This window comes from Citrobacter sp. B72, from assembly GCF_016894305.1.
Classification (GTDB): domain Bacteria; phylum Pseudomonadota; class Gammaproteobacteria; order Enterobacterales; family Enterobacteriaceae; genus Citrobacter; species Citrobacter portucalensis.
Genome location: NZ_CP069801.1, coordinates 3,904,495 through 3,922,264 on the forward strand (window position 1 = coordinate 3,904,495; position 17,770 = coordinate 3,922,264).

The window sequence follows — 17,770 nt, forward strand, 5'->3', positions numbered from 1 at the left end:
ACAATGCAGCAGTTACAGAACGTTATTGAGTCCGCTTTCGAGCACCGTGCCGACATTACTCCGGCAAATGTAGATACCGTAACCCGCGAAGCGGTGAATCAGGTTATTTCTTTACTGGATTCCGGTGCACTGCGCGTCGCAGAGAAGATTGAGGGTCAGTGGGTCACACATCAGTGGCTGAAAAAGGCGGTCCTGCTCTCTTTCCGTATTAACGATAATCAGGTCATCGAAGGTGCGGAAAGCCGTTACTTCGATAAAGTACCGATGAAATTCGCCAACTACGACGAAGCGCGCTTCCAGAAGGAAGGTTTCCGCGTGGTTCCGCCTGCGGCCGTGCGTCAGGGTGCGTTTATCGCCCGTAACACCGTGCTGATGCCATCTTACGTAAACATCGGCGCTTATGTTGATGAAGGTACGATGGTTGATACCTGGGCGACAGTCGGTTCCTGTGCGCAAATCGGTAAAAACGTACACCTGTCCGGCGGCGTTGGCATCGGCGGTGTACTGGAGCCGTTGCAGGCTAACCCAACCATCATCGAAGACAACTGCTTCATCGGCGCACGCTCTGAAGTGGTTGAAGGCGTGATCGTCGAAGAAGGTTCTGTTATCTCCATGGGCGTGTACATCGGTCAGAGCACCCGTATTTACGATCGCGAAACTGGCGAAGTGCATTACGGTCGCGTTCCGGCAGGCTCCGTGGTCGTCTCCGGCAACCTGCCGTCGAAAGATGGTAAATACAGCCTGTACTGCGCGGTGATTGTGAAGAAAGTCGATGCCAAAACGCGTGGCAAAGTGGGAATCAACGAACTGTTGCGCACTATCGACTAACAGCGATTTGAAAAAGCGGGCTTAGCCCGCTTTTTTTACATCTGCGAGTGGCATAAACAAGGCTTTTCGTTAATTATTCAATGGTTATAGTGAGCTTAAGGGTACCGCTATGTATGACAATCTGAAAAGTCTGGGCATTACTAATCCTGAAGAGATCGATCGTTACAGCCTGCGGCAAGAAGCCAACAACGATATCCTGAAAATCTATTTCCAAAAGGATAAAGGCGAGTTTTTTGCCAAGAGCGTGAAGTTCAAATATCCCCGTCAGCGCAAAACGGTGGTAGCTGATGGCATCGGCCAGGGTTACAAAGAAGTGCAGGAGATCAGTCCCAACCTGCGCTATGTGATCGATGAACTGGATCAGATCTGCCAGCGCGATCGCAGCGAAGTCGATCTTAAACGCAAGATCCTTGATGATTTACGTCATCTCGAAAGCGTCGTGACCAACAAGATCAGCGAAATTGAAGCCGATCTGGAAAAACTAACGCGTAAATAACCGCACGTGAATGTATTCGTAGGCCGGGTAAGGCGAAGCCGCCACCCGGCATTTTGCCTGATAAGCGTAGCGCCATCAGGCAGTTAATCAATGCTGCTCATCTAACTGTAACGCCACATACAGCAGTAGTCGGTCGTCAAAATTCCCCAGATCCAGCCCGGTCAGTTCTGAAATACGATTCAGGCGATATTCCAGCGTATTACGATGAATAAACAGTGCCTTTGAGGTCGCCAGCGGCTGGACGTTATGACGAAACCATGCCGCCAATGTCCGACGCAGCAACCCATTGTTATCCATCGCTTTCAGCCTCACCAACGGACGCGCCAGCTCATTGGCCTGCCAGCCGCCGCGCAGGCTGTCCAGCAGCACTGGCAACATCAAATCCTGATAGAAATAGCTACGGCTTTCCGGCATCCGCTGTTTACCGACCATCATGGTGGTGCGCGCCGTACGATACGAACGGGCAATGCTACCAGGCCCGGTAAAATAGTTGCCCAGCGATACGCGAAAACGCAGCTGTCCGTTCTCTTTCATACGGGCAATAAGCTGCTCAACGCGCTTACGATGATCTTCAGCGTCCCAGCGGCCAAACTGATTGAGCGCCGGTTTCAGCACCACCATCTCGGTCAGGGAAACAATCGCAATCAGATTATTACGTTCGGGTGTGGTCAACGCATTCTGCAATTGCTGTAACTCCGCCATCGCACTGTCAACGCCAAGCTGGCCACTATCGACCTCCAACACCGCCACCACGCGTGGCTGGTTCAAATCAATGCCTAAACGCTGGGCCCATTCCATCAGCGCTGGCGTATTCTCTTCCGCCTGAATCAGGTTCATCACCAGCTCTTCACGCAGACGGCTATCCTGCGCTAACAGATGCATCAAGCGCGACTGTTCCAGCATCATTTCGGCGGTCATACATACTAACTCGCCGTATTTGCGCAGATGCTCCGGCTCGCCGGTAAGGCCGATAACGCCAACGATTTCGCCTTCCAGACGTAGAGGCAGGTTTATCCCCTGTCGTACACCGTGCAAGTGACGTGCCACCGCATCGTCGATATCGACCACCCGACCCTGCGAAAGTACCAGCAGCGCCCCTTCGTGCAATTCACCAATACGTTCGCGATCGCCGCTGCCGATTATCCGCCCACGGGCATCCATTACGTTGATATTGGTATCAATGATGCGCATGGTGCGCGCCACGATATCCTGCGCCATTTTGGTATCAAGATGCCAGCCAGCCATAAACCCCTCCTGTGAGCAGAGCTCAAGCATAGGGAAGATAATAAGCGGCTACATTGTGCAAATGCACAAAGCGGAAGGGAGAAGTATGGAGTTGTGGGAAGTATCACAAAAAGAAACCCCTTCCTGTGCAGGAAGGGGTTGAGGGAGATTACTGCATCAACAGATAGATGGAGCTGTCACCACGCTGAATGTTCAGCGCCAGTACGGCTGGTTTGCTGTCGAGGATTTTGCGCAGTTCAGCGATGTTTTTCACCGGTTGCTGGTTCGCACCGATAATCACATCCCCTTTCTTCAGGCCAATCTGTGCAGCCGGAGAATTCGGTTTCACGTCGCTTACCACGACACCTTTGTCCTGTCCTTTATTGCTCATATCGGCACCTTCAATGCCTTTAAAGATAGAGCTGGAGTCAACCTGAGTCTGGCTGCTCTGCTGCAATTCCAGGTTCACGGTGACCGGCTTACCGTCACGCAGCAGACCCAGGGTGATTTTGCTGCCAACCGGCATCGTACCGACCTGCGCACGCAGGGCGGCGAAGCTGCTAATAGGTTTGCCGTTCAGGGAGGTAATCACATCCCCAGCTTTAATCCCCGCTTTCGCTGCAGAAGAGTTCGGCATCACCTGGCTGACGAATGCGCCACGCTGGGCGTCAACTTTCATCGCTTTCGCCAGCTCAGAGCTCAGTTCGGTACCCATAATGCCCAGCTCGCCGCGTTTAACCTGGCCGAACTCAACCATCTGTGAAGTCAGGTTTTTCACCATGTTGCTTGGGATCGCAAAACCGATACCGATGTTACCGCCGTCCGGCGCGAGGATCGCGGTGTTAATACCGATCAGCTCACCGTTCAGGTTGACCAGCGCACCACCGGAGTTACCCCGGTTGATCGCAGCATCCGTCTGGATAAAGTTCTCGTAGTTTTCCGCATTCAGGCCGCTACGGCCCAGTGCAGAAACGATACCGGAAGTCACCGTTTCACCGAGGCCAAACGGGTTACCAATTGCCACGGTGTAATCACCCACGCGCAGCGCATCGGAATCTGCCAGCTTAATCGCCGTCAGGTTTTTCGGATCCTGAATTTGGATCAGCGCGATATCGGAGCGCGGATCTTTACCCACGATCTTCGCGTCAAATTTACGACCATCGCTCAACTGAACTTTAATCACCGTGGCGTTATCTACCACGTGGTTATTGGTCACGACATACCCTTTCGCGGCATCAATAATTACGCCGGAACCGAGTGCCATAAATTTCTGCTGCTGGCCGCCGCCATTGTCAGCGCCCGGTGCGCCGCCCTGGCAGAACGGCGAACTCTGGAACGGAGAACCGTCCTGGCAGAACGGTGAATTATCACCGAAGAACTGCTGGAAATTACGCGGCATGCGCGGCGTATTTACCGTCGTGCTCCCCTCGACGTTAATACTTACCACCGATGGCATCACTTTTTCGAGCATCGGGGCCAGGCTTGGCATCTGTTGGGCGGTCATTGCTGAAGACGACGTCTCAGCCGCTGTAGCAGACAGGGGGGACAACGCCAAACCTAAACTCAGAGCCAGTGCACTCATTGCTAATGTGGTTTTTTTCATGTGTTTCGTTCTCGATTAACAGGTAACGCAAAATTGCTGTATACGTCAGAGTCGTTTTATAGCGCTAAGTTCCAGAATTAAGTTTAAGGAAAAAGTAAAATTTTATTGTCCGTCTTTACAAATGAGTATTTATTGTTCTACGGCCATCAAGCGACGATATTCATCCCAGGCATACAAATCCGTCATCCCGCTGATATAATCCTGGATCAACCGGCAGCGATAATAATATTCCAGAACCGAATACTCGGCGCACCCCGTCGATATTTTACTAACCGCCTCAACATACGCAAGACGATGGCGGGTAGACAACTTCTGAAATAAACGGGACTCGATAGGAAAACGTTTTACTCTTTCATTGTCGACCAGTTCAGAAAAATCTGACTGAGACATTTTTAATAACGGCTGATAGATCTCCAGCAACCCGCTGATCACCCGATAGCCCTGTAATTCCAGTTGTTCAACATCCGGATGGCTAAACACATGTTTTACTGCCACATTTTTATAAACGCCCAGTAGCTGGCTGAAGCTACTGGCATCTTCTAGCAGCGCATGATTAAAGCTGCCTTCAAAAATCTGCGGCAAATTATCAATAAACCGCTGGGCCGCATACGGCACCAGTTTATTCAGCGTATTGACGCGTAAATACATAAAGAACTGATCTTCGGTACTCCGGCTTAATGTATTTGAACGTGATTTTTCCCAAGCGTTCTCAACAACCTGGATAAACAGGGAACCTTTTTCATGTTGCCCCCACGCCTCATGCAGATGGTGATAAAGCTGCTCGACGCTAAAGATTCTTTTCTCAACGGCATCTTCCAGATCCGCTACGCAATAAGAGATATCATCGGCAGCTTCCATAATCCAGGTTAATGGAAAGCGACTGTAAGGCGCTAATGATAATTCTTTACGCAACCGCTCAATATACGGTTCTTCAGAAAGGTAATAACCCGGCTTCTTCATTAAATAATTGTGTGTTTCGGGTGCACTGCCGCGCCACCACGCTGGACGGGTATATTTTAAAATACCGCCAACCTGCGCCCAGGTAAGGTTCATACGCATCAACGTATGCACAAGCCGAATACCCTGCGCATTGCCTTCAAAATGGCACAGGTCCTGGCGTACCTTACGGCGAATATCATTCAGCGACTCCTCGCCTTCACGCAACCGTAATGCCGCCACCTGGCAGCGGTCATCACTTAGGGGCTGACTTTCTGCGTCTGCGGGATACAGCCGCTGGCGGAACCAGTCATTAATCGCCGCTTCCCCAAAATGGCCAAACGGCGGATTGCCAATGTCATGCATCAGGCAGGACATTTCGACAATACTCTCAAATGGCCCTGTCAGTTCATCCAGGCCATACTGCTCCAGCAGCTTTAGTTCTTTCAGTCGGCTGAGGATCTCTTTCGCGATATAGCGCCCAACCTGCTGAACTTCCATCGAGTGCGTCAAGCGCGTGCGTACTGCCGCATTACGCTCCAGCGGAAAGACCTGCGTTTTTTGTTGCAGTCGGCGAATGGCCGGTGAATTGATAATACGTCCGCGATCGCTTTCGAAAATACGCAGGATCTCATGCTCAGTCTTCACGCCCTGCGGCGAACGGTAACGACGATGCCAGTTTATTTTTTTTCGGAAATCGATCTGTGCCATGTCCTCTCCCGCCTGAGAAATGCGCTACCCCTTAAGCGCATGATAGACTATGCCCTCAAATCTGGCTTATCGCGAGTAAATCTATGAAAATCGGCATCATTGGTGCAATGGAAGAAGAAGTTACGCTGCTGCGTGACAAAATCGAAAACCGTCAGACCATCGCGCTCGGCGGTTGTGAAATTTACACCGGCCAACTGAACGGTACAGAGGTTGCGCTGCTGAAATCGGGTATCGGTAAAGTGGCTGCGGCACTGGGCGCTACGCTGCTGCTTGAACGCTGCAAGCCGGACGCCATCATTAATACCGGTTCTGCGGGTGGCCTGGCCTCTACGCTGAAAGTCGGGGATATCGTAGTTTCTGACGAAGCGCGCTATCACGACGCCGACGTCACTGCCTTTGGTTATGAATTTGGTCAGCTACCGGGCTGCCCGGCTGGTTTTAAAGCTGATCCTACGTTGATTGCTGCCGCAGAGTCTTGCATCGCCGAACTCAATCTGAACGCCGTTCGCGGACTTATCGTCAGCGGCGACGCCTTCATTAATGGTTCCGTGGGGCTGGCTAAAATTAAGCATAACTTCCCGCAGGCGATTGCCGTTGAGATGGAAGCGACCGCAATTGCGCACGTTTGCCACAACTTTAACGTGCCATTTGTCGTGGTTCGCGCTATCTCTGACGTTGCCGATCAGCAGTCCCATCTCAGCTTTGACGAATTCCTGGTGGTTGCCGCGAAGCAGTCAAGCCTGATGGTTGAAACGCTGGTACAGAAACTGGCGCATGGCTAAATTACTCTCCAGGGCGCTGGTCGCCCTGCTTTTCACTCTCCCGGCGTTCCTTTACGCCGCTCCGCGTGTTGTGACGCTTTCTCCTGCCAATACTGAACTCGCTTTTGCCGCTGGCATTACCCCCGTTGGCGTCAGCAGCTATTCAAACTACCCGCCAGAAGCCAAAAATATTGAGGAAGTCTCAACCTGGCAAGGGATGAATCTTGAACGTATTGTGGCGCTGAAACCTGATTTGGTTGTCGCCTGGCGCGGGGGAAACGCTGAGCGGCAGGTGAATCAACTAACCTCTCTGGGTATTAAGGTCATCTGGGTGGACGCCGTTACCATTGAGCAGGTTGCCGATGCGCTACGCCAATTAGCGGCATGGAGCCCCAAGCCTGAACAAGCTAAACAGGCGGCGCAAACCATGCTTGATGACTATGCTTTACTTAAATCTCAGTATGTCAACAAACCGAAAAAACGCGTGTTTCTCCAGTTTGGTGCCAATCCTCTGTTTACCAGTGGAAAAGGTTCTATTCAGCACGAAGTTCTTGAGGTATGCGGCGGAGAAAACATCTTTGCCGGTAGTCGGGTTCCCTGGCCGCAGGTTAGCCGTGAGCAGGTCCTGGCACGAGCCCCCCAGGCTATTGTTGCCACAGGCGGTTCGGGCGAAACTCTGAAAATTGAGCAATACTGGGGAAACCAGCTAAAAATACCCATTATTACACTTAATAGTGACTGGTTCGAACGCGCGAGCCCGCGTATTATCCTCGCCGCAAAACAACTCTGTAATGCGCTTTCACAGATAAATTAGCGCCTGCCCCCACCAGGTCTGTTGTGAGGATTTAAAAATGCTCGTCTATTGGCTTGATATTGTCGGCACCGCAGTATTTGCAATCTCTGGCGTATTACTGGCCGGAAAATTACGTATGGATCCGTTTGGCGTCCTGGTACTCGGCGTGGTTACCGCCGTTGGTGGTGGCACGATCCGCGATATGGCGCTGGATAATGGACCGGTTTTTTGGGTTAAGGATCCGACCGATCTGGTGGTGGCGATGATCACCAGCATGCTGACGATCCTGTTGGTACGTCAACCAAGACGCATACCGAAATGGATCCTTCCGGTGCTGGATGCCGTTGGTCTGGCTGTGTTCGTGGGTATTGGGGTCAACAAGGCATTTCTCGCAGGAACAGGGCCGCTGGTGGCGATTTGTATGGGGGTGATTACCGGCGTTGGTGGTGGGATCATTCGCGATGTGTTAGCTCGTGAAGTCCCGATGATTTTGCGCACCGAGATCTACGCCACAGCCTGTATTATCGGCGGGATCGTGCATGCGACAGCGTTTTATACCTTTGATGTTTCACTGGAAAACGCCAGTATGATGGGGATGATTGTCACGCTGCTGATTCGGCTTGCCGCCATTCGCTGGCATCTGAAATTGCCGACGTTTGCGCTGGATGATAACGGGCGTTGATATGACGATACAGAACATGTAGGCCGGATAAGGCGTTTACGCCGCCATCCGGCACATTGCCCGGTGGCGCTACGCTTACCGGGCCTACAACATCAGACCATCAGTATTACAGACAGCAATCAGATGCTGAAAGAAGAACCACACCCGCAGGTGCTTTTCGCATTCGGGTTAGTCACAACGAAGCGGGAACCTTCCAGACCTTCAGTATAGTCAACCGCGCCGCCCACCAGATATTGCAGACTCATCGGATCAACGACCAGACCAACACCTTGTTTCTCGATGGTCATATCACCTTCATTGACCTGATCATCAAAGGTGAAACCGTACTGGAAACCGCTGCAACCACCGCCAGTGATATACACGCGTAATTTCAGATTCGGGTTATCTTCGTCAGCGATCAGGCTTTTAACTTTATTGGCTGCTGCTTCAGTAAATTGCAGTGGCAGCGCTACGTCATCACTCATATTTTGCTCCAAACGACATCGGCAATTGGGTAAATTTCAACCCAATATTTTGGGCCATTATCTAATACCCTGGTATTTCGTTCAAGTATTCTCGCCAGCGGCAGTCCCCTGGCTTTTTGCCGCCTGCTCCGCTTCCTGTTTTGCCAGCGTACGAGCCAGGATAGTCGAGTATAGCGGCTTTCCGCCCATAAATTGGGCTAATAGTGTTGCGCCAAGACAGGTAATAATCATTGGCAAAATGAGCTGATAGTTATCGGTCATCTCCAGCACCAGTACAATACCCGTTAGCGGCGCACGCACCGAAGCAGCCAACAAAGCCCCCATTCCGGCAATGGCAAAGGTTCCGGCCTCCAGGTGATACTGCGGAAAAGAGGCTGCCGCAGCCATACCGAACGCCGTACCAAGCAACGTCCCCAACGCCAGCATCGGGGCGAAGATCCCACCGGGCGCACCGGATGAGAAGCACAGCAGCGTGGTGACGACCCGGGTGATAAATATAAACAGCAGTAGACCGACGCTAAAATTGCCTGCTGCGGCAATCGGGATCAGGTTAAAGCCACCGCCTGCCGCTTCAGGTTGAATTAATCCCAGGATCCCGCACAGACCGCCGATCGCGCCGCCCATCAGCACCCATTTTTTAATTTCACCACCGTGAAAGCGCTGGAACATATCCTGAGTGCGCAACACCATGGTATTGAACAATGGCCCGACACAGCCAAAAATAAGCCCGAGCACGAGATACAGCCACAGCGTATTCACCGGCGCATTAGACAGTTTCCCGACTTCAATTATCGGGGCTTCACCGTTGAAAACACGAAACACAATGCTCGACATAATAACGCCGGTAAACACGGCTTTGATCGACACTAGGTTATAGCGAAACTGCGGGCGCATCTCTTCAATAATGAACAGGATCCCCGCCAGCGGAGCGTTAAACGCCGCCGAAAGGCCCGCTGCGGCACCGGTAGCCAGCAGGGTATGCCGCGCTTCGGCGCTGCGCATACGGAAAATATCCAGCACCATGCGTCCAATGTTGCCGCCAATCTGCACGGTCGGCCCTTCTCGCCCGAGCACCATGCCAGCACCCAGCGTGCCCATGCCGCCGATAAATTTCACCGGCAGGACACGCCACCAACGCACAGGTCGCAGCTCTTCCAGCGCACCTTCAATCTCTGGGATCCCCGAACCACCGGCTTCCGGCGCAAATTTACGCACCAGGAAATAGCCGACCATCGCCAGCAACGCCGAGAGAATAAACGCCAGCGGCCACAGCAGAATGTCATGGTCCGCAACCTGAGCCAGCGCGCCAATGCGCTGATTCTGCACCCAGGTCACCGCTTTCTCAAATGCCACGCCAACAAGCCCTGTCACAGTACCCACTACTGCAGCCATCAACAGGATCGCCAACGGCGTTTTGTCTCGTTCCAGGAGACGACGAATTTGATCCCTGCGGCGTAAACGCACAATTTGCTGTGCTTCAAAAGAGGGAGTGTCTGTCTTCATCAGATGATCATTAATTGGTAATACAAATACGGAATCGGCATTCTACTCGCACATTTCGCGAAAATCCCCTGCAAATCGCATTGTTTCAAATGCGTAAAACTTTCATAACCTTCTCTGAATAACTAGAATAGCGGGCATTTACTTTTTCTACGAACCAGGACCCCATCCATGAGTAAGTCTGAAAATCTCTACAGCGCAGCACGCGAACTTATCCCAGGCGGCGTTAACTCCCCCGTTCGCGCCTTTACTGGCGTGGGTGGTACTCCGCTGTTTATCGAAAAAGCGGACGGCGCGTATCTGTACGATGTCGATGGTAAAGCCTATGTCGATTACGTCGGTTCCTGGGGACCGATGGTACTGGGTCACAACCACCCGGCAATCCGTAATGCGGTGATTGAAGCTGCGGAGCGCGGTTTAAGCTTCGGTGCACCGACCGAGATGGAAGTGAAAATGGCGGAGCTGGTCACCGAATTAGTGCCGACCATGGACATGGTGCGCATGGTGAACTCCGGTACGGAAGCGACAATGAGCGCAATCCGTCTGGCGCGCGGTTTCACCGGTCGTGATAAAATCATCAAATTTGAAGGCTGCTACCACGGCCATGCTGACTGCCTGCTGGTCAAAGCCGGTTCCGGCGCGTTAACGCTGGGCCAGCCGAACTCCCCTGGCGTTCCAGCTGATTTCGCGAAACACACCCTGACCTGCACCTATAACGATCTCTCTTCAGTGCGTGCAGCGTTTGAACAGTACCCGCAGGAGATCGCCTGTATCATCGTTGAGCCGGTCGCCGGCAACATGAACTGCATCCCGCCGCTGCCAGAATTCCTGCCAGGCCTGCGTGCATTGTGCGATGAGTTTGGCGCGCTGTTGATTATCGATGAAGTGATGACCGGTTTCCGCGTGGCACTGGCCGGTGCGCAGGATTATTACGGCGTTGTTCCGGACCTGACCTGCCTGGGTAAAATCATCGGTGGCGGGATGCCCGTTGGCGCATTCGGTGGCCGTCGTGATGTGATGGACGCGCTGGCGCCGACCGGTCCGGTTTACCAGGCGGGTACGCTGTCCGGTAACCCGATCGCAATGGCGGCGGGCTTTGCTTGTCTGACCGAAGTGGCCCAACCGGGTATTCATGAAACGCTGAACGAACTGACAACGCGTCTGGCGGAAGGTCTGTTGGAAGCTGCCGAAGAAACGAATATTCCGCTGGTGGTTAACCATGTGGGCGGGATGTTCGGGATTTTCTTCACCGATGCAGAAACCGTAACCTGCTATCAGGATGTGATGGCATGCGACGTCGAACGCTTCAAGCGCTTCTTCCACATGATGCTGGATGAAGGAATTTATCTGGCGCCGTCTGCTTTCGAAGCGGGCTTTATGTCCGTGGCGCACAGTGAAGACGATATCAATAACACCATCGACGCCGCGCGCCGGGTGTTTGCGAAGTTGTAAAAAAGAGAACGTGCAGAAATGTAGGCCGGGTAAGGCGAAGCCGCCACCCGGCTTTTTTATTGTCGGATGTCGACGCAAAGCGTCTTATCCGGCCTACATGAAAGGGGTCAGTCTCAGCGGCTCTGCTTTCTTAGCAGATAGATAAAGTACGGCGCACCAATAAACGTCGACAATAACCCCGCCGGAATCTGATACGGAAACAGCACCATCCTGCCGCACCAGTCAGCAAAGACCAGCAACACGCCACCCGCCAGCGCCGAAATCAGCATATGCGGCATCGCCCGACGAAAACCCATCATACGGGCAATATGCGGCGCCATCAGCCCGACAAAGCTCAACGGTCCAATAGTCATGGTGGCTGTCGCTGTCAGCCCTGCCGCCAACAGCAGTAACCCCACGCGTGATGGTGTGATAGCCATACCGACAGCCCGCGCCGTATCGCCGCCGAGCGGTAAAATTGTTAGCCAACGGCGGCACAGTGGCGTCATCGCCAGCAGAATCACCATCACAATCCCGGTACGCAGTACCTGCTCTCCGCTCGCGTTATAGGTTGAACCGGAAATCCAGGTCAACACGCCCGCCATGCGCGGATCGCCGCTGGCCTGCAGCATCATCAGCAGCATAGTAAAGGCCGTACTGAGCGCCATACCGGCCAACAGCATACGGTGCGGTGAAAAACCACCGCGCCCGGCGGCAATCATAATGATAAGCAGAGTGCCCGCGGCCCCGAGGCTTCCGGCAGGCAGCAGCCAGCCAAAAGCATTTCCGGGGACCAAAAACAGCATGAGCACCACGCCAAATGCCGCACCGGAGCTAATGCCCAGCACTTCCGGGCTGGCCATCGGGTTGCCCGTCAGACGTTGAATAATACAGCCCGCTACCGCCAGCATCACCCCGGCAATCAGGGCCGCCAGAATGCGAGGCCAGCGCCAGGGCATCAGCTCATCCAGCATCGCGCCGCTGGCCCATGTCCAGCCATGTGCGTCGCGGCCAAACGACAGCGCCACCACGAGGGTTAGCAGCAAGATTACGCCACCTGCCAGCGCAAACATCAGCACATTCTGACGCTCAGCGGCGATGCGATTACTGGCGTTCATATCCGGGGCGCTCATACTCCTCAAGCGCGGCAACAACCACAGTAGCAACGGTGCGCCAATCAACGCCGTCACTGAACCGGTGGAGACTTCCATCCATACGCGGGTCAGCCACAGAATGATTTGGTCGGAGAGCCAGAGGATCAACGCACCAATCAGCGGGGCAAGCACCAGACGTGCCAGCAAACGACGCGCACCGAGCATTTTCGCCAACAGCGGTGCAAACAGGCCAATAAAGCCGATAATTCCAACTGCGTTAACCAGTAAGGCGCTGATGACAATGGCCAGCGATAACGCCGCCAGACGTGCCAGCGACAGCGCCAGACCGAGGTTACGCGCCACGCCGTCATCCAGTCCCATCAGTGTCATTGGGCGTAACAACAACAGAGTCAGCATCACACCGCCCAACAGCTGCGGCCACAGACGCTGTACGCCGCTCCAGTCGGTTTGCGTTAACGTGCCGCTGCTCCATAAAAACATGCTTTGCAGCTGATCGTGATGGAAGATAACCATCAACTGGTTAATCGCCCCGCAGTACAGGCTGACCACCAACCCGGCAAGGATTAACGTCACCGGAGAAAGGCGCTTGCCCCAGGCAACGCCAAACACCAGCGCCCCAACGACACATGCTCCCGCCAGCGCCGCAAATTGCGTGGTCAGCGCACCAGGAATAGTCCACAGCGTGGTGACCGTAATGCCCAACTGCGCACCGGTCGCAACGCCCAGCGTGGTTGGCTCCGCCAGCGGGTTACGCAACACCTGCTGAAACAACACGCCGACCAGACCCAGCCCAGCGCCGACCAGTAGCGATATCGCCAGCCTCGGCAGCAGGCTATAGTGAAAAACCATCTGCTCAATGATGTCGATATCCGGTGACCAGATGGCCTGTTGCCACTGGCTGCGCGGTAGCGCAACAGAGAAGTTAACCCAGGTCAGCCAGCAGGCAGCAACAAACAGCACCAACAACAGCAACGCCGGATGGCGGCTTCGCCTTATCCGGCCTACAAAGCGCCCAAACCGTAGGTCGGATAAGGCGCTTTTCGCGCCGCCATCCGGCATTTCAAGTTTCCTGCTCACGCTTTGCCTCCCAACGCATTATCCAGAATACGGGCAAAATGCATGGCCGATAGCGTTGCGCCATAAAACCAAACGGCAGGCACACGTTGAAAACGTCCGCCACGGACAAACGGCATCGCCTGCCATAATGGCGTAGACATCAGCGCAGCCATCTCTTTATCGTTGCCGTGATCAAAGCACAATACATCGACATCCTTATAAGCAGCCAGACGGTCAATACTCACGGCAGTACTGCCCCAGAAGTTTGTTTCTCCCTGCCAGGCGTTAGGGATCCCATATTCGTCCAGTACGTCCTGGAACAGGCTGTTTGAACCAAACACCAGCATATGCCGCGAATCAAGCAGGGATGTCAGGAGCACGGGACGCGCGCCGCGTTGCATAAAGCGCGGTTTCAGGCTGGCAATAAAACGATCGTACTCAGTCAAATGGCGTTCAGCAGAGGCTTGCAGATTGAACAATTGCGCCATTTCCTGCAGCGACTGTCGCGCAACGGCCAGCGGCTTTTTGCCATCGCTGAAATTAAATCCCCGGCCTGGTGCAATCCGCGCCAGCTTTTCAGGGGAAGGACCATAGCCTGCCGACCAGAGCAGAAATGAGGGCTTCATTTCGGTCAGCAGTTCGAGATTGGGCTCCGTACGTAGCCCGACGTCAATTACCGAGTCCGGCAGAGGAGGCTCACTGACCCACAGCTTGTAGTTAGGGATATCTGCGATGCCGTACGGCGTAATACCCAGCGCCAGCAGCAGCTCTACCGGCAGCCATTCCAGCGCTACAATGCGCTGTGGATCAACCGCCGCGGCGTGCGCCGTATTCATCCGCCACAGCAGAGGCGACAGCGCCATCGCCGTAAGCAGCCGCCGACGGGTAATATGATGTAATCCGATCATTAATAGACAAAACTCACGGGTGCGGCACCGGCCGGATGCGGCAAAATGCCCATCGGGATACCGTAAATTTGTTCCAGAGTTTCACTGCGCATCAGTTCAGCAGGCGTTCCTTGAGAAATCATCTCACCGCCGCGCAGCGCAACGAGGTAATCGCAATAGCGGGCCGCCATGTTGATATCGTGTAGCACCGCTACCACCGTCAGCCCACGCTGCTGGCTTAAGCGGTGCACCAGCGCCAGCACGTCAACCTGATGGGCGATATCCAGTGCGGAGGTCGGTTCGTCAAGTAGCAGACAGCGGCTGTCCTGTGCCACCAGCATGGCAATCCACGCGCGTTGGCGTTCCCCACCGGACAGGCTATCGACCAGACGGTGCGCCAGCGGCTTTAAACCTACCAGCGAAATGGCTTCTTCTACCTTCTCTCTGTCGGCAACGCCAAAACGCCCCAGCGCCCCGTGCCACGGATAACGACCAATCGCCACCAGTTCGCGTACGGTCATCCCTTCTGCCTGCGGCAGCTGTTGCGGCAGATAGGCGACCTTGCGGGCAAACGCTTTACTACTCCAGCTCTCCAGCGGCTGTTCGTCGAGCAGGATTTCACCTTCTGACGGCGGCTGATGACGTCCCAGCATTTTCAATAATGTCGATTTACCGGAACCGTTGTGGCCGATAAGACCAGTCACTTTCCCTACAGGAAAAGTTAATGAGAGAGGATGCAAAAGCGTGCGGCCAGGCACACGAAAGGAGACATTACGCAACGCAAAAGTGGTGTCGGGATGGGATCTGTTTTCCTGCATAGCAGCCAACTTGTAAAACGGGCACGCAAAGCGTGCCCAAAGAGAAATTAGAAACGGAAGGTTGCAGTTGCAACGACCTGACGTTCTGCGCCCCAGAAGCAGCCATAAGTATTGAAGCAGCTGGCGACGTATTCACGGTCAAACAGGTTGTTCACATGCAGCGCCACGTTGGAGCCAGCCATACCAACACGCGCCAGATCGTAACGTACTAACGCATCTACCAGCGTGTAGCTTCCCACTTTGAAGGAGTTTGCCGGATCGCCATAGCTGGAACTAGTATAACGAACACCCGTACCCAACGTCAGCCCGGAAAGCGCGCCATCATAGAGGGTGTAATCCCCCCACAGTGATGCCATATGTTTTGGCACCTGAGCAGGCGTATTGCCTTTGTAGTTGGTGTCGGTGGTGTATTCCGCATCGGTGTAGGTATAAGAACCCACCACGTTAACGCTGGCAGACAGTGCCGCTTTCGCTTCGATTTCCACACCGCGTGAACGAATTTCACCGCCTTCAACTGACCAGATCGATCCATTCGGATCGGCCATCAGGTTGTTGGTTTTGGTCAACTGGTAAACGGCACCGGTCAACACGATCGGACGATCGCTCGGTACGTACTTCACGCCCGCTTCGTACTGCTTACCTTTAGATGGCGCAAAGATATTGCCGCTTTCCCCAACCTGAGAATTTGGTTCAAACGATTCGCTGTAGCTGAAATACGGGGTTACACCGTTATCGAACAGGTAGTTAACACCGCCACGCCAGGTGAACTGTCGGTCATCACGGGAGTCCAGCACACCAGAAACGCGGTTCAGAGAGTCCTGCTTAGCCCAGTCGTAACGACCGCCCAGAGTGACAAGCACCTTATCCCACTGCATCTGATCCTGAGCGTACAGGCCCGTTTGTTCCTGTTTATTCAGAACGCGATAAGCTGCGCCAGGTCCAGGGTGCGAGCCAAAGTCAAAATCGCTACGGTCAAGATTATAGATATCAGACGGCGCTACCGAACCAGCCCAACCGAACCAGGAGTTGATATCGTTACGCATACGCATATAGTCAACGCCGGTCAGCAATGTGTGATCCAGGGAACCGGTGGCGAATGTGCTCTGCAACTGGGTATCAACAGAGAAATTCTGCAATTTTTCATTGTCGTCAACGTACTGACGAGTCAACGTGTGATCCCAATCTGACTGAGGGATGCTGGCGCAAGGACTGTTAGCCGGATCTTTGGTATACAGCGGATCGGAGCACATGCCGTAGCCGTACACGCTTTTCTGCGACACTTTGTTTTGCGCATAACGCAGGTTCTGACGTACGGTAAAGGTGTCGTTAAATTCGTGGTCGAAGCTGTAGCCCACCATCTTCTCGTTACGAGAGTAGGTATTGTTGTCCGCACCTTCGTTGAAATCGGTCGGCAGACGTGAACCATTTGGCAGCTTAGACACGGTCCCCTCTTTCGGCAACCAGCCGTAATAACCGGTTTCCGGCTCGTTCTGGAAGTAGGAGAGGAAGGTGAAATTCGTCTTATCATCCGGACGCCATGTGAAAGATGGCGCGATAGCATAACGCTGTTCTTCTGCGCCTTGCTGCTGCGCATTCGCGGAACGCGCCAGGCCAGTCAGGCGGTATGAGTACACACCATCGTCATCCAGCGCATCGCTGAAGTCAAAACCGGTCTGGAACAGGCTGTCAGTGCCCATTTTGAACTGAACTTCTTTCAGGGGCTCTGTTGTCGGACGTTTGCTGACCATATTCAACAACCCACCCGGGTTGCTCTTTCCGTACAGAACGGAAACCGGACCGCGCATCACTTCGGCGCGCTCCAGCATATAAGGGTCGATGACCGCATCATTGTAGAAGTTGCCCTGCATCTTCAGGCCATTCAGATAGTTATTCTGACTTTGGCCGTCGGCGGCAAATCCGCGAATAATCAGGTAGTCATAGGTATTGGACGCGCCACGTGTACCCACGGCAACGCCCGGGGTGTAGCTGAGCGCCTCTTTGACCGATTTTGGTTGATGCAACGCCATCTCTTCGGCGGTGACCACTGAAATAGACTGAGGAACTTTTTGAATCGGAGTGTCGGTTTTGGTCGCCGTAGCAGACTGTCGTGCAGCGATGGTTGCCGCAGGCCCCCATGCGCTTTCCTGCGGAGCAGGTGCAGCAGTTACGGTGATGGTTTCTTCTTTCGGGTCAACCGCCGCCTGTGCATAGACAGACATGCCGCTAACCGCTGTGGCTACCACTACTGCGATTTTACGCAGTGATGAACTTGGCTGAGCAGTTTTAAGACGCGCCATTGGTATTTCTCTGATGAAAGTGAATGATAACGTAAACGAGAATTATTATTATAACGGCAGCATAATATTCGAAACTCTGGCGAGATAGCAAGCAATACGCGTCCCTACTAAAACTGAGGGGTTAAGAAATAACCAGATGAAAAGAAAGGGTTAATAAATTAGGCTGAA

At 53.7% G+C, this 17,770-nt stretch carries 16 protein-coding genes; 6 read left to right on the top strand and 10 right to left on the bottom strand.

Translation table 11 applies throughout. The annotated features are described in order from the left end of the window. Positions 1-3: 3 nt before the first annotated feature. Both dapD and JQN59_RS18750 read left to right on the top strand, forming a co-directional pair. On the top strand, positions 4-828 hold the full coding sequence (dapD, locus tag JQN59_RS18745) for a 2,3,4,5-tetrahydropyridine-2,6-dicarboxylate N-succinyltransferase (RefSeq protein WP_149607635.1): 825 nt from the start codon (positions 4-6) through the stop codon (positions 826-828). Positions 829-937: 109 nt separating this feature from the next. Beyond that, the gene (locus tag JQN59_RS18750; RefSeq protein WP_005132126.1) at positions 938-1,324 is read left to right on the top strand and encodes a DUF3461 family protein; all 387 of its coding nucleotides are present in this window, start codon (positions 938-940) and stop codon (positions 1,322-1,324) included. A gap of 87 nt (positions 1,325-1,411) precedes the next feature. Here the strand turns inward: JQN59_RS18750 and cdaR are convergent, their stop codons facing one another. The 3 genes from cdaR to dgt form a co-directional block, all read right to left on the bottom strand. Next, a complete protein-coding gene (cdaR, locus tag JQN59_RS18755) occupies positions 1,412-2,569 on the bottom strand; it encodes a DNA-binding transcriptional regulator CdaR (protein ID WP_003829189.1) in 1,158 nt (385 codons plus the stop codon). Between the two features lie 148 nt (positions 2,570-2,717). Next, positions 2,718-4,151, bottom strand: a complete 1,434-nt coding sequence (degP, locus tag JQN59_RS18760) for a serine endoprotease DegP (RefSeq protein ID WP_003829191.1) — start codon at positions 4,149-4,151, stop codon at positions 2,718-2,720. 129 nt (positions 4,152-4,280) lie between these two features. Further along, complete coding sequence (gene dgt, locus JQN59_RS18765; RefSeq protein ID WP_149607634.1) at positions 4,281-5,798, bottom strand: dGTPase; 1,518 nt, start codon at positions 5,796-5,798, stop codon at positions 4,281-4,283. An 83-nt stretch (positions 5,799-5,881) separates the two neighbouring features. Between dgt and mtnN the strand changes: the two genes are divergently transcribed. From mtnN to JQN59_RS18780, 3 genes are read left to right on the top strand one after another with little or no spacing between them, the layout of a single operon-like run. Next, positions 5,882-6,580, top strand: a complete 699-nt coding sequence (gene mtnN, locus JQN59_RS18770; protein WP_048214894.1) for a 5'-methylthioadenosine/S-adenosylhomocysteine nucleosidase — start codon at positions 5,882-5,884, stop codon at positions 6,578-6,580. Next, complete coding sequence (gene btuF / locus JQN59_RS18775; protein ID WP_149607633.1) at positions 6,573-7,373, top strand: vitamin B12 ABC transporter substrate-binding protein BtuF; 801 nt, start codon at positions 6,573-6,575, stop codon at positions 7,371-7,373. Before mtnN ends, btuF begins: the two co-directional genes overlap by 8 nt. Positions 7,374-7,410: 37 nt before the next feature. Beyond that, a complete protein-coding gene (locus tag JQN59_RS18780; protein ID WP_003829199.1) occupies positions 7,411-8,034 on the top strand; it encodes a TRIC cation channel family protein in 624 nt (207 codons plus the stop codon). 119 nt (positions 8,035-8,153) lie between these two features. Here JQN59_RS18780 and erpA read toward each other — a convergent pair whose 3' ends face one another. Genes erpA through clcA form a run of 3 tightly spaced genes read right to left on the bottom strand, consistent with a single transcriptional unit; the run spans position 8,154 to position 10,001 of the window. Further along, positions 8,154-8,498, bottom strand: a complete 345-nt coding sequence (erpA, locus tag JQN59_RS18785) for an iron-sulfur cluster insertion protein ErpA (RefSeq protein WP_008786260.1) — start codon at positions 8,496-8,498, stop codon at positions 8,154-8,156. After that, complete coding sequence (gene yadW / locus JQN59_RS18790; RefSeq protein ID WP_122973801.1) at positions 8,491-8,556, bottom strand: small protein YadW; 66 nt, start codon at positions 8,554-8,556, stop codon at positions 8,491-8,493. Before yadW ends, erpA begins: the two co-directional genes overlap by 8 nt. Before the next feature lie 23 nt (positions 8,557-8,579). Next, entirely contained in the window at positions 8,580-10,001 is a 1,422-nt protein-coding gene (clcA, locus tag JQN59_RS18795) for a H(+)/Cl(-) exchange transporter ClcA (protein WP_060682725.1), read from the bottom strand. 168 nt (positions 10,002-10,169) lie between these two features. On the opposite strand from clcA, the gene hemL reads away from it, so the two are divergent. After that, positions 10,170-11,450, top strand: coding sequence for a glutamate-1-semialdehyde 2,1-aminomutase (gene hemL, locus JQN59_RS18800; protein WP_149607632.1), 1,281 nt, complete (start codon positions 10,170-10,172; stop codon positions 11,448-11,450). Between the two features lie 113 nt (positions 11,451-11,563). On the opposite strand, the gene fhuB is transcribed toward hemL, so the two are convergent. Genes fhuB through fhuA form a run of 4 tightly spaced genes read right to left on the bottom strand, consistent with a single transcriptional unit; the run spans position 11,564 to position 17,602 of the window. Continuing rightward, the gene (fhuB, locus tag JQN59_RS18805) at positions 11,564-13,603 is read right to left on the bottom strand and encodes a Fe(3+)-hydroxamate ABC transporter permease FhuB (protein ID WP_149607644.1); all 2,040 of its coding nucleotides are present in this window, start codon (positions 13,601-13,603) and stop codon (positions 11,564-11,566) included. A 14-nt stretch (positions 13,604-13,617) separates the two neighbouring features. Further along, the gene (fhuD, locus tag JQN59_RS18810) at positions 13,618-14,508 is read right to left on the bottom strand and encodes a Fe(3+)-hydroxamate ABC transporter substrate-binding protein FhuD (RefSeq protein WP_048214898.1); all 891 of its coding nucleotides are present in this window, start codon (positions 14,506-14,508) and stop codon (positions 13,618-13,620) included. Further along, on the bottom strand, positions 14,508-15,305 hold the full coding sequence (gene fhuC / locus JQN59_RS18815; RefSeq protein ID WP_003829206.1) for a Fe3+-hydroxamate ABC transporter ATP-binding protein FhuC: 798 nt from the start codon (positions 15,303-15,305) through the stop codon (positions 14,508-14,510). Before fhuC ends, fhuD begins: the two co-directional genes overlap by 1 nt. Before the next feature lie 47 nt (positions 15,306-15,352). Then, positions 15,353-17,602, bottom strand: a complete 2,250-nt coding sequence (fhuA, locus tag JQN59_RS18820; protein ID WP_048227070.1) for a ferrichrome porin FhuA — start codon at positions 17,600-17,602, stop codon at positions 15,353-15,355. Positions 17,603-17,770 lie beyond the last annotated feature (168 nt).

Bases quoted from the DNA above. Each gene is read 5' to 3' on its own strand.
- clcA (WP_060682725.1), bottom strand. From the start codon at position 10,001: ATGAAGACAGACACTCCCTCTTTTGAAGCACAGCAAATTGTGCGTTTA.
- hemL (WP_149607632.1), top strand. From the start codon at position 10,170: ATGAGTAAGTCTGAAAATCTCTACAGCGCAGCACGCGAACTTATCCCA.
- fhuC (WP_003829206.1), bottom strand. From the start codon at position 15,305: ATGCAGGAAAACAGATCCCATCCCGACACCACTTTTGCGTTGCGTAAT.
- cdaR (WP_003829189.1), bottom strand. From the start codon at position 2,569: ATGGCTGGCTGGCATCTTGATACCAAAATGGCGCAGGATATCGTGGCG.
- btuF (WP_149607633.1), top strand. From the start codon at position 6,573: ATGGCTAAATTACTCTCCAGGGCGCTGGTCGCCCTGCTTTTCACTCTC.
- mtnN (WP_048214894.1), top strand. From the start codon at position 5,882: ATGAAAATCGGCATCATTGGTGCAATGGAAGAAGAAGTTACGCTGCTG.
- dgt (WP_149607634.1), bottom strand. From the start codon at position 5,798: ATGGCACAGATCGATTTCCGAAAAAAAATAAACTGGCATCGTCGTTAC.
- fhuD (WP_048214898.1), bottom strand. From the start codon at position 14,508: ATGATCGGATTACATCATATTACCCGTCGGCGGCTGCTTACGGCGATG.
- fhuA (WP_048227070.1), bottom strand. From the start codon at position 17,602: ATGGCGCGTCTTAAAACTGCTCAGCCAAGTTCATCACTGCGTAAAATC.
- dapD (WP_149607635.1), top strand. From the start codon at position 4: ATGCAGCAGTTACAGAACGTTATTGAGTCCGCTTTCGAGCACCGTGCC.
- fhuB (WP_149607644.1), bottom strand. From the start codon at position 13,603: ATGCCGGATGGCGGCGCGAAAAGCGCCTTATCCGACCTACGGTTTGGG.
- degP (WP_003829191.1), bottom strand. From the start codon at position 4,151: ATGAAAAAAACCACATTAGCAATGAGTGCACTGGCTCTGAGTTTAGGT.
- JQN59_RS18750 (WP_005132126.1), top strand. From the start codon at position 938: ATGTATGACAATCTGAAAAGTCTGGGCATTACTAATCCTGAAGAGATC.
- erpA (WP_008786260.1), bottom strand. From the start codon at position 8,498: ATGAGTGATGACGTAGCGCTGCCACTGCAATTTACTGAAGCAGCAGCC.
- JQN59_RS18780 (WP_003829199.1), top strand. From the start codon at position 7,411: ATGCTCGTCTATTGGCTTGATATTGTCGGCACCGCAGTATTTGCAATC.